This is a genomic window from Campylobacter concisus (genome assembly GCF_002913045.1).
Taxonomy (GTDB): domain Bacteria; phylum Campylobacterota; class Campylobacteria; order Campylobacterales; family Campylobacteraceae; genus Campylobacter_A; species Campylobacter_A concisus_AP.
This window is the reverse complement of record NZ_PPAF01000035.1, coordinates 183,971-198,993: the sequence shown is the minus strand read 5'-3', so window position 1 is coordinate 198,993 and position 15,023 is coordinate 183,971. Positions and strand designations below refer to the sequence as shown.

Genomic DNA, 15,023 nt, shown 5'->3' with positions numbered 1-15,023 from the left:
CTTTTTTATTGAAGTGTGCCGATGATAGCGGATTTTGGCTTAAATTCCACCATAAATCTAACTGGCAAAATTTTCAAATTTGAAGCATTTGTGACCTGTGCATTTTTGACATTTAGCTCATTTTTTATCATCACTTTTTTTAAGACAAAACAGTCAAAAATCTCATCTTTGTGTAAATTTAAAAAGCCAAGAGTTGTGGTATTTTCATCTTTAAAAGCATCTATCTGGCAAAGAAATTTTGGTTTTGGATTTGGCGAGAGGGTCATCGCCTTTGAAAAAGAAATTTCCTCATGCGCAATGATATGATTTGTCGTATCGACCTTCGCCCAGAAGATAAACTCCTCCAGGCAAAAGGCAAAATTTAAAAGTATCGTTAGTAAGAAAAGACTTCTCGCCACTTATCTTCGTCTATCTTAAGCTCCATATTTACCTTATAAAGCCCGTCTTTGAAATTTTCATTCACGATCCTTGCATTTTTGACAAGACCTTGAACCTTTGAAGTGATAGATGAATCATTTAGCATCGCATCTCTTACGGTGTCTTCAGCGTTGATCTTTACGCCATAAAGCTTGCCTGCAAGCTGCGAATAAGCATCAGCCATCGCCGCTCTTTTCGCAAGTGTAACAGACTGAGCGTATGAGAGCGAATTTAGCGGGGCTATGCCCTCGCCTGTGGCTCTAAAAGTGGTCTCTCTTGGAGCGCTATCATATATCATCTTCTCTTTTTTCATCACCTCTCTAAGATCGTCTTTATCGACCTTTTGGATGACTACGTTGCGGTTTGATGTGCTAGTTGGCTCGCCCATAAAGCCATTAAATGAGCAACCGCCAAAAATAGCGATCATCAAAGCAAAAGATAAAATTTTAACTTTCATAAACAACCTTTTTTATGCTTTTATTTAAAATTTAATAGCAAAATTTATTCCAAAAGCCCCATATCTTCGCCTGGTGCTTCATCCTCATCTTCGCCATCATCTGCCTTAGGGCATCTTGCGATACTTACAACATCATCGCCATCGACGTTTACGACGATAACGCCACTTGTGTTACGTCCTGCTTTGCGGATGCTTTGCATATCGACTCTTATCATCTTGCCGCTTGATGTTAGAGCCATAAGATCTTGCTCTTCATCAACCATCACAACGCCCACTAGATCGCCTGTTCTGCTCGTTAGCTTCATGCAGATGACACCTTTGCCGCCACGATTTGTCAAGCGATACTCATCAGCAGTTGTGCGCTTGCCGATACCTTTTTGAGATATGCTTAAAATTTCTTGGTCATTGCTTTCGATGACTGCTGCGCCTACGACCTCATCGCCTGGTTCTTTAAATTTGATGCCAGTTACGCCACGTGCAGTTCTGCCCATTTGGCGAACTTTGCTGATCTTAAATTTAAGGCACATACCCTTTTTAGTAACGACAAATAGCATTGTCTCATCGCTTGAGTTTGCGTCCTCTTCAGCATTTACACTATCTTCATCGATCTCGTTTTGAAGCTCTTCAACTTCAAGCACCTCTGTCTCAACGCTTAGCTCATTTTCTGGGTCAGTAACTGGCATATCATCATATGTTTGAGCAATGAGCGCAGTTACTAGCTCGTCGTTCTCATCGAGGCTTATAGCTCTTACACCAACTGAGCGGATATTTTTAAATTCGCTTAAATTTGTGCGTTTTACGATGCCATTTTTAGTAAAGAACGCTAGCGATTTGCTCTCGTCAAAGTCAGTCGTTGGGATGATCGCTTTGATCTTCTCATCAGGCTGCAACTGGATCAAATTTACAACTGCTTTGCCCTTTGCTGTGCGGCTTCCCTCTGGGATCTTATAGACTTTTAGCCAGTATAGCTGTCCGCGGTCAGTCACAAACATAAGCGTATCGTGGGTATTTGAAGTAAAGAAGCTTTCTATAAAATCATCATCGTATGTAGTGACCGCTACTTTGCCCTTACCACCGCGTTTTTGCTTCTCGTACTGCTTACTTGGCACACGCTTAATGTAGCCGCGGTGAGTTATGGTTACGACCATATTTTCATTTGGTATGAGATCTTCGATATCGATATCATCGTAGTCATCAACGATCTCAGTAACTCTTGGTACTTTAAATTTATTTTTGATCTCAAGAAGCTCTTCTTTGATCAAATTTTCAAGCAATGTCTCACTCTTTAAAATTTCATCAAGTCTTGCGATCTCTGCCATAAGCTCAGCTAGCTCGGCCTCTAGTTTTTCTCTCTCTAGGCCTGTGAGCTTGCTTAGACGCATATCAAGGATAGCGTTTGCTTGAAGCTCTGAGAGGTTAAATTTGCTCATCAAGCCTTCTCTAGCAACCGCTGTATCGGCACTATTTCTAATAAGTTCGATCACCTCATCTATGTTATCAAGTGCGATCTTTAGACCCTCTAAGATATGGGCTCTTGCACGCGCTTTTTCAAGCTCAAATATCGTTCTTCTAATGATGACCGTTTTTCTGTGATTTAAAAATAGCTTAAGCAGCTCAATAAGGTTAAATACCTTTGGCTCTTTGTTATTAATAGCAAGCATAATAACGCCAAAAGTACTCTCCATCGTGGTTGATTTAAAAAGGTTATTTAGCACGATGTCACTCATAGCGTCACGTTTTAGCTCGATTACGACGCGGATGCCATCTTTGTCAGACTCATCTCTAACCTCGCTGATGCCATCTATCTGCTTATCTTTTACAAGCTCGGCGATCTGCTCAATGAGCCTAGCTTTGTTTGTTTGATATGGTAGCTCATCAATGACGATGACATCTTTGTTTGGCTTTTTCTCTATGTGAGTTTTTGCCCTTAGTTTGACTCTGCCACGACCTGTGCGGTAGGCCTCTATGATGCCCTTTTTACCAAAGATGATACCGCCAGTTGGGAAGTCTGGGCCTTTTATAAATTCCATCACCTCTTCAAGTGTTGCCTCTTTGTTTTCAAGAAGTAGCAAAAGACTGTCTATTAGCTCATCAAGGCTGTGTGGTGGGATATTTGTCGCCATACCAACCGCGATACCGCTTGAGCCGTTTAATAATAAATTTGGCACACGGCTTGGAAGTACATCTGGTTCAACCTCTCTATCATCGTAGTTTGGCACAAAATCAACCGTGTCTTTGTCGATATCTTTTAAAAGCTCTTCAGTAAGCATTGTCATTCTAGCTTCAGTATAACGCATCGCAGCTGCGCTGTCACCGTCAATAGAGCCGAAGTTTCCTTGTCCGTCAACGACCGGATAACGCATAGAAAATTTCTGAGCCATACGAACGAGTGCGTCATAAACTGCTGTGTCACCGTGTGGATGGTACTTACCGATGACTTCACCAACGATACGAGCTGACTTCATGTAGGCACTTCTGCTACCAACGCCAAGATTGTCCATAGCATATAAAATTCTTCTGTGAACTGGCTTTAGTCCGTCTCTAGCATCAGGCAAAGCACGTCCCACAATGACACTCATGGAGTAGTCAAGATAGCTAGTTTTTATAGACTCTTCGATATCAACTGATGCGATATCTTGGGTTAATTCAAGTAGATTATCTTTCATTTTTTTCCTTAAATTTAGCTTGGCTGATTTTAGCTTAAAATTAATAAAAACTTGCTAAATAGCAAATCAGCGACTTTGGCAATAGTGCGATGAAAATTTTAGTCTAAAATTCTTGCTATCTGCTCTTTTTTAAGAATAAAATCATAACTAAAAGCATCCACCACGACACCAGCATAACTGCTCTCTTTTAGCATCGCAAGATACTCTTTTAGCCCTATCTCAATGCTTTCTTGTTCGCTGTCGTTTCGCCAAAGTTTCATCGCCTCTTTGCTTGTAAATGCCGGAAAATAGCTACGCTTCTCGTTCTCATCTTCAAGCAGGATAAATTTGATATTTGAGCCCTCTTCCTCATAAACTACGCCACCATCAGGCTTTGCCAGCGCTTGGTTTAAAAGCACCGGAGCAAAAAAAGTAGCCTTTTTTAAAGCCGATATCAAATTTATCTCATTTTGCTGGCTGGGATCATTTAAAAATTTATCCATCGCTTCTTGCATTTTAGCTCCTAAAAGCCTCATCTACGGCTTGACATATCGTGTGGATAAAAAAGATATGCGACTCTTGAATTCTTGCTGTATCGTTTGAGCTAACGACTAAATTTAGATCACACCCTTCATTCATCGCACCGCCGCCTTTGCCGCTAAGTCCAAGCACTGATGCGCCCATTTTCTTGGCACTTTTTATAGCTTCAAGGACGTTTTTGCTATTGCCACTTGTTGAGATCGCCACGAGCAAGTCACCAGACTGCGCTAAGGCCTCAAACTGACGTGAAAAGACATAGTCAAAGCCGTAGTCATTGCCAATGGCCGTAAGTGCCGAAGTATCAGTGGTTAGCGCGATACCAGGTAGTGGCTGGCGCTCGCTTTTATATCTGCCAGTTAGCTCGGCTGCAAAGTGCTGAGCATCCGCCGCAGAGCCACCGTTGCCGCATATTAGCACCTTTTTGCCATTTTTTAGCGTATCAGCTACCATCTGGCAAGCGCGCTCTAGGCTATCAAGTAAATTTACATGCTCGCTAAAGGTCTTTTGGTGAGTCTCGAGCTCATTTTTTATCATTGTTTTTAGCATCTTTTATCCTTTTTATTATCCCTGTTGTGCTTTTGCCCTCGACAAAGTCAATTAGCCTGACCTCTTTTACGATCTCGCTGCCAACGACCTCTTTGTCTTTATAATCAGCCCCTTTTACAAGCACGTCAGGCTTTATCTTTGTTATCAAATTTAATGGCGTATCCTCGTCAAATATCACGACATAATCGACAAACCCAAGCCCACTTAGCACGCAGGCTCTATCATCTTGTGAGTTTATAGGTCTTGCCTCACCTTTTAGCCTCTTAACTGAAGCGTCAGAATTTAGCCCGACAACCAAAAGATCGCCAAGCTCTCTTGCACGGGCTAGGTATTTTACGTGCCCAGCGTGCAAGATATCAAAGCAGCCATTTGTGAAAACGACCTTTTTCTTACCCTTTTGGCTCAAAATTTCTTCTAGCTCCTCAACGCTTTTAAGCTTGTGCTCGAAATTTGCCCCAAATGAGCTATTTAGCAGCTGCTCGATCTCGCTAAAACTAGCTGTTGCGCTGCCTATCTTTGCCACGACGACGGCTGCTGCAAGGTTTGCTATCTTTATCGCCTCTTTTATGTCAGCCCCATTTGCTAGCATGTAGCCAAGTGTAGCAAGCACCGTATCTCCAGCGCCAGTGACATCAAAGACCTCTTTTGCTTTAGCAGCAAAAATGTGTAGCTTGTCATCATATAGCGCGATGCCCTCTTCTGAGATCGTGATGATCGAATAGGTCAAATTTAGCTCGTCTTTTAGCTTTCTTATCGCCTTTTCAAGCTCAACTTTGTCTTTTATCTTTAAATTTGTAGCCTCGCTCGCCTCTTTTTTATTTGGCGTTAGAAGGGTCGCGTTTTTATACTTTGAGTAGTCGCTACCCTTTGGATCGATAAGCACTGGGATCTTTAGCTTTACGCACTCGTTTATGATCTCTTGGCAGACCTTTTCGCTAAGCACGCCTTTGCCGTAGTCACTTAGCAAGACAGCCTTAAAATTTACAAGATTTTCTTTGACCTTTAAGACGAGCTCATCTTCTAAATTTATCTTGATAACGCTCTCTTTATCGATCCTGACAACTTGCTGATGAGATGCCATTATGCGGCTTTTTATCGAGCTTTTGCGCCCCTTTTCAGTAAGGATGAGTTCATCTTTTACATTTAGCTCACCAAGCTTCTCTCTTATCTTTTTACCAGCCTCATCATCTCCTAAAACGCTAGCTACGCTCACATTTGCGCCAAGAGAGAGTAAATTTCTCACCACGTTACCAGCGCCACCAAGCGTGTAGGTTTCGTTATTTATCTTTACAACCTGCACTGGCGCTTCAGGAGAGATGCGGTCGCAGCTGCCCCAGATATAGTGATCTAGCATGAGATCGCCGACGACTAAAATTTTAACTCTATTAGCCATTTAGCTCTTCCTTATAAATTCTCTTTATCTCTGGTAAGTAGTCTTTGATCGCCTCTTCTAGGCTCCAAGTCGCACTAAAGCCAAATGCCTCTCGAGCTGGGGCTACGTCGGCCTCTGTGTGAAACTGATATGAGCCGATAAATGGGTTTTTGATATATTCGTTGCCTAAATTTACACCGATCTCTCGCTGCAAGATATCAGCGATATCTTGAAAGCTTCTAGCCTTACCAGTAGCTGCGTTATAGACGCCACTTGGCGCGTCAAGCGCTTTTATGTTTGCATCAATGATATCTTTTATATAGACAAAATCTCTTTTGATCTGGTCGCTGCCTTCAAAGAGTCTTGGAGTCTTGCCAGCTAAAATTTGTAAGCCAAACTGAAGCACCATCGAGGCGGTTTTGTTTTTGAAAAACTCGCCCTTGCCAAAGACATTAAAATACCTCAGCCCAACCACACTCACGCCACGCTTTGCATAAATTTTATTGATATTATCCATGCTTAGTTTGCTAAAGCCATAGGCGTTATTTGGTGCTTCGCACTCGCCAACGGTTTGTGGGCTCTTTGCGTTGCCATAAGTCGCCCCTGAGCTAGCGTAGATCATCTTTGCGCCCAAACTCTCGCAGATATCAAGCAAATTTACAAAGGCGTTTACATTTGTTTTGATAAGCTCGTCTTGCTCTTTTACAGTCGTATCTGAGATCGCTGCCTCGTGGTAGATGACGTCTGGACGAAAGTTTTTTATCTTATCAAGCGTGCTAGGATCGTTGATGTCGCCAGCGTAAATTTCACCCTTAAAGCCAAGTAAATTTTTAAAATGACCAAAGCTTTTTAGGTTGCCGTTGCTAAATGTCTCGTCGTTTCTAAATTTATCCACTACAAGCACGTGAGCGTCTTTATAGTTTTCATCAAAATAATGCGCCAAGGCTGAGCCGATAAAGCCAGCGCCTCCAGTTATAACTATCTTTTTTCCATTTAAATTCATAGTGATTTTTCCTTTTTTAGCTTATTTAAAACATCTCTTACATCTTTAAAATTTATGCTATCAAGCAAGAAATTTCTACCAACACCTGCCCTTTTGCCAGCCTCGATGTCACTTGGCTTATCGCCTATCATGAGCGAGTTTTCAAGGTCTATGTTAAACTCTTTGCAAGCATCAAGTATCATTTTTGGATTTGGTTTTCTACAAGCGCAATTCGCCTCTGGAGCGTGTGGACAAAAGTAGACTTTGGTGATAAAAATTTGCTCTTTTTTGAAAATTTCTAGCATAAATTTAGTTAGAGCGTCAAACTGTTCCTGTGTATAGTAGCCTCTACCGATGCCTGATTGGTTTGTCACGACAAAGAGCTTGTAGCCAGCCCCAGCAAATTCTCTTAATGCATCAAAAATGCCATCGATAAATTTAAAATCTTTTATCTCGTAAACATATCCAGCATCTTCGTTTATTACGCCGTCTCTATCTAGAAAAAGTGCTTTAATAGGCTCATTTTTATTCATTTGGTGATTATAGCCAAAATATTTTAACTAGCTTCTTGCGAATTTACCTTTTTGTACTATAATGCACAAACTTTTTTACAAAGGATGAAAAATGAAAAAATTACTAATTGTTTCTAGCGTTGCGGCTCTACTTTCAACTGCTGCCTTTGCTGCAGATGGTGCTGCTATCTACAAAAAATGCATCGCCTGTCATGGTGCAAAAGCTGAAAAAATGTTTAATAATAAAGTTCCAGCTTTAACATCTCTTGATGCAGCAGCTATCGAAGAGGCACTAAAGGGTTATAAAACAGGAGCAAATAAATTTGGTCTTGGCGCTATGATGAAACCGATCGCCACTCCAATGAGTGACGAAGATGTAAAAGCAGTAGCTGAATACATCCAAACTTTAAAATAATAATTAGGGGCATTCGCCCCTCCTGCATTTTTAAATTTATACTAATAATCCATAAAACATATAGTAGATGGGAATTTCTCTTTTTATATTTAAAAGTTATGAAACCTATTTTTACTAATCTTTCTTTTTGCATATTAAAACAAAACTATTCTAGTCTTCAAAGCCATAAAACAACGCTTAGAAATAGCTAAGAGCGTAAGTAAAATAGAGGCACGCAAACTCTTTACTGAAACAAGAGACGACCAAGTGCTTCGTATGGCTTACTACTGGGTATCTCAAGGGGCTTATGATAACTGCAAAGACCTACCCTTAAACAAGTACCCCATAACTCATCTAAACCACGATACAGCAAATCGTATGTGGTGGGCTGTAAGAAACCATTTAGGATATAAGGGAGAAAACAATACTCACGGACTATACGTATTACGCCATACAGTGGCTTCTAGGTTAGTGAGTTTGAAAGGATTTAATGCTCATAAATTGATGGCTTTTATGGGTCATACGGATATTAAGAGCAGCTTACACTACGTTCATCTCAATGTAGATGATATACGTGATGGTGTGGGGGTTGGTGCTTAATTAAAAGATGATAAAAAGTAATGGGCATTTGGTTGCGGAGGACGGATTTGAACCGCCGACCTTCGGGTTATGAGCCCGACGAGCTACCACTGCTCTACTCCGCGATAAGTATTATTTTGGATTTAAAAAGTGGATGGGGTAAGAGGATTCGAACCTCTGAATGACTGGACCAAAACCAGTTGCCTTACCGCTTGGCGATACCCCAATGTTTTTAAGAGTTGTAATTATATAGATTTTAATGCGCTTTGTCAAGACTTTTTAGAATTTTAATAAAAATTAAAATTCTAAAATTAAAGCAATTTATGACTTTAGCTATAAAATTTCTCTTTGTCCTTTTGCATTCACTGGGCTTAAAACACCCATTTTCTCCATTTGTTCGATTATATTTGCAGCTTTGTTATAACCTATCTTTAGGCGTCTTTGCAGATAGCTTATTGACGTTTTTTGCTCACTTAAAATGATCTCTTTAGCCTCTTCATAAAGCTCATCAAGTTCATCTTCTCCTAGAGTACCAGCAGCCACGCTTCCGCTTGTACCTTCTTCTATTAAAAATTTCTCATCATAAACCACATCTTGTTGCTCTTTTAAGAAATTTACAACCATTTCTATCTCTTTTTCGCTAGCAAATGGTGCATGAAGTCTGATCACACCAGGACTTCCTGGAGGTGTAAATAACATATCTCCTCGTCCAAGCAAGCTCTCAGCTCCCATTTGATCAAGAATGACCTTACTATCGATCCTCTGCCCTACCCTGTAACTTATCCTACTTGGCAAATTTGCTTTTATAAGGCCAGTCACAACATCGACACTTGGACGCTGGGTTGCCACTATCAAGTGTATGCCACTAGCCCTTGCCATCTGTGCTAGGCGGCCGATATAAAGCTCAACATCCTTGCCACTAGTCATCATGAGATCGGCAAGCTCGTCGATGATCACAACGATATACGGGAACTGCTCACCACCCTCCTCTTTCATCTTTTCATTGTAGCTCTCTATATTTTTTGTGCGAGTTTGGCTCATTATCTTATATCTTCGCTCCATCTCAGCGACCATATTGGCAAGTGCAGTGATTGCCTTTTTAGCCTCTGTGATAACAGGCGTCAAAAGATGTGGGATATCGTTATATATGCTAAATTCAAGCATCTTTGGATCGATCATCATTAAGCGCAAAGTTTGTGGGCTGTTTCTATAAAGCAAGCTTAAAAGCATCGCATTTATACCCACACTCTTGCCTGATCCTGTAGTTCCAGCGATTAGTAAATGAGGGAGCTTTTTAAGGTCTGTTACAAAAGGGGCGCCGACGATATCTTTACCAAGTGCCATAGTTAGCGGGCTACTTGCATTTTTAAAGACTTCGCTCTCTAAAATTTCTTTTAGATAGATTGTTTCTAAATTTTGATTTGGCACCTCGATGCCTACCACATCTTTACCAGGGATCGGCGCTTGGATACGGATAGTTTGAGCTTTTAGTGCCATCGCTAGGTCATCTTGAAGCGTTAAAATTTTACTTACCTTGATATGTGGGGCTGGACGAAACTCAAATGTCGTGACGATAGGCCCAGTATAAGTTCTAACCACATCGCCGTCTATTTTAAACTTACGGAGTTTATCAAGCAAATTAGAAATTTGCTGATCGATTTCAGTTTCATTGACACTGTGCGAGCGTTTTGGCGGATCGTTTAAAAATTTAAGTGGTGGCAAGACAAAATTCTTTGGCTTTTCCACATTTCCTCGCTCTATTTGATCAAGCAACTTCTTGTTTTCAGCCACTTCGTTTAAAATTTCAACTCCGTTTATAGTTGAGGCCCTGCTCTCTATTTCTGGCTCAGGCTCTAGCTCTTCATCTAAATTTTGCTCATCTTCATTTACCACCTGAGCTTCGATAAGCTCTTCTTCTTTTACATCATTATTCTTTTGTCTTTTGCGTTCGATTTTTGGAAGTTGTTTTTGTTTTATCTCTTTTAAATTTCTCTCTTCATGGACTTTTATCTCTTTATCCACAAATGCCTTTCTTAAAACAATTATAAAATTTTCCCTAAAAGCAAGCCCAAGTGAGATAATAAACATCATAAGTATAGCAACCGCAGTGCCGATAGAGCCGATCACCTCTTTTAAAGCACTAACTATAAAATTCCCAATTATACCGCCATTTATGCTCGAAGCACTCAAGGCTTGAAACATCAAAAAAGCTATAAAAAAGAGAAAAATTCCTACCAAAAACTGAGCAAAATCAAAGTCAAATTTCTTAAAATTTTTATAGACAAAATAGCCCAAAATGATCAATAAAAATGGATAAACATACGCGATAAGTCCAAAATATTTGATATTTAAAATACCAAGGCTTTGTCCAAGCGAGCCAACAAAATCAGCAGTTGGAGCAGCTGTAGCGATACCAAAATATATAAAAATGCAAACAAAAATTGTAAATAAGATATGTCGTAAAATTTTAGATCCTTTATAAAAAAGGCTTATTATAGCACGCTTGAGTTTAATTTTAAAAAATCAGCAAGCTAGGTGGCCTGCTGATTTATAATTTTAATTTAAGTAGTTAAGCAAACTTAGTTGATTGATCTTTGCACTTGCTTGAAGTGTAGCTTGGTATGAAAGCGAAAGTTGCGTAAATCTCAAATACGACTCCGCATAGTCTGCATCAATTACATCATTTTTAACAGTTTGCACATTCACTTTCATTACTTCGGCTCGCTCTTTTGTAGCTGTTAAAAGTTTTGATTGAGAGCCGATCTTTGTAAGCTCTTTATTTGCATGATCTATTAAATGATCAAGCCTTTGTAATGCACCTTGCATGCCGGTATTTCGTGGGTCACTACTATTTGCATCAGCTCTATAATATCCCTTTCTAACAGCTTCGATCATATTATCAAGGTCTTGAAAAACGCTCGTACTTGGCTCATCAATAGTTAAAGCATTATTTTCATTAAAGCTAAAGACAGAACCCTTTCCTTGAGGGTGGCCAGCATTACCAGCTGTATCTCTACCAGTGCTATCGCCATCAAATTTATCGCTATTTTTTGCATCATGCATAGTTACTTCTATGTTTGTTACTGATTTTGTCTTATCGGTTAAAACCATTCTGCCTTTATCATCTAAAGTTGTCTCTACCGCACCCTTAGTTTTTGATAAAGCCTCTTTATAGGCATTATAGTTTTGATCTCTTTTTACCTTTTCTATATCTGTATCAAAATTTGCGTTTTCTGCATGTGGAGGGTTTGGGATATTATCGCTTGCTGCCATAGCAACGATATCCATGAGCTGCCTATAAGTAAAATCACTAGCATAAGTTCTGTAACTTCCAAACTCATCTGAGTTATAAACTGTTAAAGTTCTAGGTGCAGAAGGTGTGCCGCCTGGTGGTGTAGATGTTATTTCAAATTGTACTGGAGTATTTGTACCCCCTGCTGTGCCCATTTTTACCTTTATGTCATATTTTGTGCCAGTGATTGACTTTACTTGTAAATTTATCTCTTGGTTGTCTATATTAAAAAGCTCTCTCTTTCTAGCATCAACATCTTTTGGATATAAATTTCTATCATAGCTCTCTTTTGTACCAGAGACTTCGCTTAGCTTTGTCTGATCTGTTGCATATTCGCCCGTTCTTCTAGCTACTTGAGGTAAATTCGCGATTAGTTCATTATCCTTTCTTTCAAATCTAACCTTATCATAGTCAAATGCATTTGTCGCATTTCCATCTTTATCGGTATATTTGCTCTTTACAAACTCAGTGATATGAACCGTTTTTGGAACGTTATTTGCCATTGTTTCAAGATCTTCAAGAGAATTTACAGCATCAAGCGCGTTGTTTTGAGCGATTGCACCGCGATTTGGTGCTACTGATGTGGCTGCAACCATATGAAAGTCAATAGTTTGATTACCTTTAGTAAGATCTTTTATATTAAATTGTCCATCGTTATTTATGCTTACATCAACAACTTTTGTTGTTTTTGTATTGCCAAATTCCATGCCGATTTTTTCCATAAGTCCAGCCATTGTTGTATTTGCACTCATCTTAAATTTACTAGTAAATGTCGTGCCATCTGGCTTTTTGCCTTGCATGAAAAAATATGTATCCGGAAAATTTACATTTGAATTATCTAAAAAATCATAATCCGGATTTATTGTGCCATTGTAAGAGCCATCACTTCTAACCACTGAATCGCTAGCGTAGTTTAGCCCGATCATATTTTTTATCTTGCTGTTATCGTTTAGAAATTTTGGCGCATAAGAGATGTCGGTTCTAGTTTGATCAGCCAAACGAACATTTGTAGTCAAAATTTTACTGTAATCGCTATCTTTTCCTAAAAATAGATCATATCCTGGGATATTGTAAGGAAGCTCAACCTGAGCACCGGCTGATGTCTTCATATAATCACGGTTGCCTTGATACTTTCCTGCACCATCTATTGGCTTTGTATCAACAGCACTTCCAGAAAACAAAAACTGCCCATTAACCGAAGTGTTTGCAATATTCACAAGATGATTTTTTATACCTTGAAGATCATTTGCTAAAGCCTCTAGCGATGTCTTACTATGCACGCTGCTAGCTGCCTGGACTACTTTTGTCTTAAAATTTTCAAGCTGTTTTTCAAACTCTTGCAACGCATTATCTGTATTTTTTGAGAAATTTACAGATTTACCAGTGGCGTCAACTACTTGAGTGAGAGTAGTTGCTTCATAATCAAGCCTCATCGCATCATTATAAGTCGCAGCACCATCGTATGGATCTTGAATTTTCAAACCATTTGAGAGCTGCTTGTAGCTTTTATTTACACCAGTCATATTTTTTTGGTAGTCATGTAAAGTCTGACTAAAACGTAGTTGGTTTGTTATTCTCATAATTTTTTCCTAAATTTTTATTCACTCTAAGCAAAAATGATTCCGCTTGTTTTTATATCGGTAAAAATTTGATTTTTTTTAGCATAAAAAGTTTATTGTATAATCCAACAAATTTTATATATAAAAAATAGGTAAGAACAATGGCATTAAAAATTCTCTTTTCTCCAAGCGAAAGTAAAATTTCTCTAAATACGAATAATAAATTTAATGGTAAGGATTTGATATTTCCAGAACTTTTTGACAAAAGAGTTGAAATTTTAAATAAATACGATGAGTTTTTAAAAAACGCAAATTTAGACGATATAAAAAAGCTTTTTGGACTAAAAGAGCTTAAAGAGAGTAAGCAGCTGCGAGAAAGCCTATCTCAAAAAGGCAGCATAAAAGCCATCTTAAGGTATGATGGAGTGGCTTATAAACATCTAAACTATCGTGGTTTAGACAATGAGGCACAAAAATATATAGATAATAATGTTTTAATATTTTCAAATTTATTTGGACCTATCTTGGCAAAAGATGAGATACCAGAGTACAAACTAAAGCAAGGTGAAAAGATGGATGGCTTTGAAATTTCAAAATTTTATGAAAAAAATTTTAGTAAAGCGGTTGATGATTTTTTACAAAATGATGAAATTTTAGACCTTAGAGCTAAGTTTTATGAAAAATTTTACACTATAAAAAAAGAATACATAACTTTTTGTTTTGTAAAAAATAAAAAAATAGTGAGTCATCACGCAAAAGCATATAGAGGCGAAGTCTTGCGCCATATAGTAAATAAGCTTGTAAAAAATAAAGATGAACTAATGAGCTTAAATTTTAAAAATTTAAAGCTTATTGATATGAAAAAGTTTGGTCTAAAGACCGAGCTTATGTTTGAAATTTGCGAGTAAATTTTTAAAAAAATTGCATTTTTTGTTAAAAAAACGTAAAAAAGAGCTAAATTTAGGGAAAAAGTATTGTATTTTTTTTTAAAAGAGTGTAATATAGCCACATAACTTCTTAAAAGGATGGTTCATGAAAAAAGCTGAATTTATTCAAGCTGTTGCCGATAAGGCTGGTCTTTCAAAAAAAGATACTCTAAAAGTTGTTGATGCTACTTTGGAGACAATCCAAGCAGTTCTTGAAAAAGGCGATACAATTAGCTTTATAGGCTTTGGTACTTTCGGTACTGCTGACAGAGCTGCAAGAAAAGCTAGAGTTCCTGGAACTAAAAAAGTTATCGACGTTCCTGCTAGCAAAGCAGTTAAATTCAAAGTTGGCAAAAAACTTAAAGAAGCAGTTGCTGCTGGTGCTGCTAAAAAAAGTAAAAAGAAATAATTTCTTTTTAGGGGAGCAAGTCTCCCCCTTTTTCTTTCTTCTCACAAATCTAAAATTTCAATCTTAACTTAGCCCGAGTGGTGAAACTGGTAGACGCGCCAGACTCAAAATCTGGTAAGGGCAACCTTGTGTCGGTTCGAGTCCGACCTCGGGCACCATTGATTATATCGATATTATAGAGCTTTTATAAAAATCCAAAAGACATAAAATCCTATTCAAGGGTACACGTTAGGGTACACATTTTTTAAAAAAGATTACTTTAGTAGTATAAAAATAAAGAAATAATGATACAATTGTTTTAAAAAATATGGAATAAAAATGTCGTTTGTTGGGTTATATTGTATAAAGGACTATAGGTGTATTTTTGCGGATCGAAAAATAGATTATACTTCA

The 15,023-nt window shown here is 38.5% G+C and carries 14 protein-coding genes and 3 tRNA genes; 5 read left to right on the top strand and 12 right to left on the bottom strand.

The window, feature by feature from the left end:
• Positions 1–5 precede the first annotated feature (5 nt).
• The 8 genes from CYP43_RS04945 to gmhB form a co-directional block, all read right to left on the bottom strand.
• Positions 6–398 (bottom strand): hypothetical protein, encoded by a 393-nt coding sequence (locus CYP43_RS04945; RefSeq protein ID WP_103582712.1) that lies wholly within the window; start codon positions 396–398, stop codon positions 6–8.
• Positions 374–874 carry an LPP20 family lipoprotein gene (locus CYP43_RS04940; RefSeq protein WP_002939671.1) on the bottom strand — a complete coding sequence of 167 codons (501 nt, stop codon included), beginning with the start codon at positions 872–874 and terminating at the stop codon, positions 374–376. The genes CYP43_RS04945 and CYP43_RS04940 overlap by 25 nt, the downstream gene beginning before the upstream one ends.
• A 44-nt stretch (positions 875–918) precedes the next feature.
• Complete coding sequence (gyrA, locus tag CYP43_RS04935) at positions 919–3,540, bottom strand: DNA gyrase subunit A (RefSeq protein ID WP_103582711.1); 2,622 nt, start codon at positions 3,538–3,540, stop codon at positions 919–921.
• 98 nt (positions 3,541–3,638) lie between these two features.
• A complete protein-coding gene (locus CYP43_RS04930; protein ID WP_103582710.1) occupies positions 3,639–4,034 on the bottom strand; it encodes an SseB family protein in 396 nt (131 codons plus the stop codon).
• 1 nt (position 4,035) lies between these two features.
• Entirely contained in the window at positions 4,036–4,605 is a 570-nt protein-coding gene (gene gmhA / locus CYP43_RS04925) for a D-sedoheptulose 7-phosphate isomerase (RefSeq protein ID WP_103582709.1), read from the bottom strand.
• On the bottom strand, positions 4,580–5,998 hold the full coding sequence (gene rfaE1 / locus CYP43_RS04920; protein ID WP_103582708.1) for a D-glycero-beta-D-manno-heptose-7-phosphate kinase: 1,419 nt from the start codon (positions 5,996–5,998) through the stop codon (positions 4,580–4,582). The genes gmhA and rfaE1 overlap by 26 nt, the downstream gene beginning before the upstream one ends.
• Complete coding sequence (gene rfaD, locus CYP43_RS04915; protein WP_103582707.1) at positions 5,991–6,980, bottom strand: ADP-glyceromanno-heptose 6-epimerase; 990 nt, start codon at positions 6,978–6,980, stop codon at positions 5,991–5,993. Before rfaD ends, rfaE1 begins: the two co-directional genes overlap by 8 nt.
• Entirely contained in the window at positions 6,977–7,492 is a 516-nt protein-coding gene (gmhB, locus tag CYP43_RS04910; protein ID WP_103582706.1) for a D-glycero-beta-D-manno-heptose 1,7-bisphosphate 7-phosphatase, read from the bottom strand. Before gmhB ends, rfaD begins: the two co-directional genes overlap by 4 nt.
• A gap of 91 nt (positions 7,493–7,583) precedes the next feature.
• Between gmhB and CYP43_RS04905 the strand changes: the two genes are divergently transcribed.
• Positions 7,584–7,886, top strand: coding sequence for a c-type cytochrome (locus tag CYP43_RS04905; protein ID WP_103582705.1), 303 nt, complete (start codon positions 7,584–7,586; stop codon positions 7,884–7,886).
• 147 nt (positions 7,887–8,033) lie between these two features.
• Entirely contained in the window at positions 8,034–8,465 is a 432-nt protein-coding gene (locus CYP43_RS09875; protein ID WP_430622339.1) for a tyrosine-type recombinase/integrase, read from the top strand.
• Between the two features lie 29 nt (positions 8,466–8,494).
• Here CYP43_RS09875 and CYP43_RS04895 read toward each other — a convergent pair.
• From CYP43_RS04895 to flgL, 4 genes are all read right to left on the bottom strand, one after another.
• Positions 8,495–8,569 (bottom strand) — tRNA-Met (locus CYP43_RS04895).
• A 26-nt stretch (positions 8,570–8,595) separates the two neighbouring features.
• Positions 8,596–8,670, bottom strand: a tRNA-Gln gene (locus tag CYP43_RS04890).
• Between the two features lie 107 nt (positions 8,671–8,777).
• Positions 8,778–10,856: a DNA translocase FtsK 4TM domain-containing protein gene (locus CYP43_RS04885; protein WP_430622338.1), complete on the bottom strand. Its 2,079-nt coding sequence runs from the start codon at positions 10,854–10,856 to the stop codon at positions 8,778–8,780.
• Positions 10,857–11,000: 144 nt separating this feature from the next.
• Positions 11,001–13,316 carry a flagellar hook-associated protein FlgL gene (gene flgL / locus CYP43_RS04880; RefSeq protein WP_103582702.1) on the bottom strand — a complete coding sequence of 772 codons (2,316 nt, stop codon included), beginning with the start codon at positions 13,314–13,316 and terminating at the stop codon, positions 11,001–11,003.
• A gap of 140 nt (positions 13,317–13,456) precedes the next feature.
• Here flgL and CYP43_RS04875 point away from each other — a divergent pair, with 140 nt between their 5' ends.
• From CYP43_RS04875 to CYP43_RS04865, 3 genes are all read left to right on the top strand, one after another.
• Complete coding sequence (locus tag CYP43_RS04875) at positions 13,457–14,203, top strand: YaaA family protein (protein ID WP_103582701.1); 747 nt, start codon at positions 13,457–13,459, stop codon at positions 14,201–14,203.
• A gap of 124 nt (positions 14,204–14,327) precedes the next feature.
• On the top strand, positions 14,328–14,630 hold the full coding sequence (locus CYP43_RS04870) for an HU family DNA-binding protein (protein ID WP_103582700.1): 303 nt from the start codon (positions 14,328–14,330) through the stop codon (positions 14,628–14,630).
• A 71-nt stretch (positions 14,631–14,701) separates the two neighbouring features.
• Positions 14,702–14,788 (top strand) — tRNA-Leu (locus CYP43_RS04865).
• Positions 14,789–15,023 lie beyond the last annotated feature (235 nt).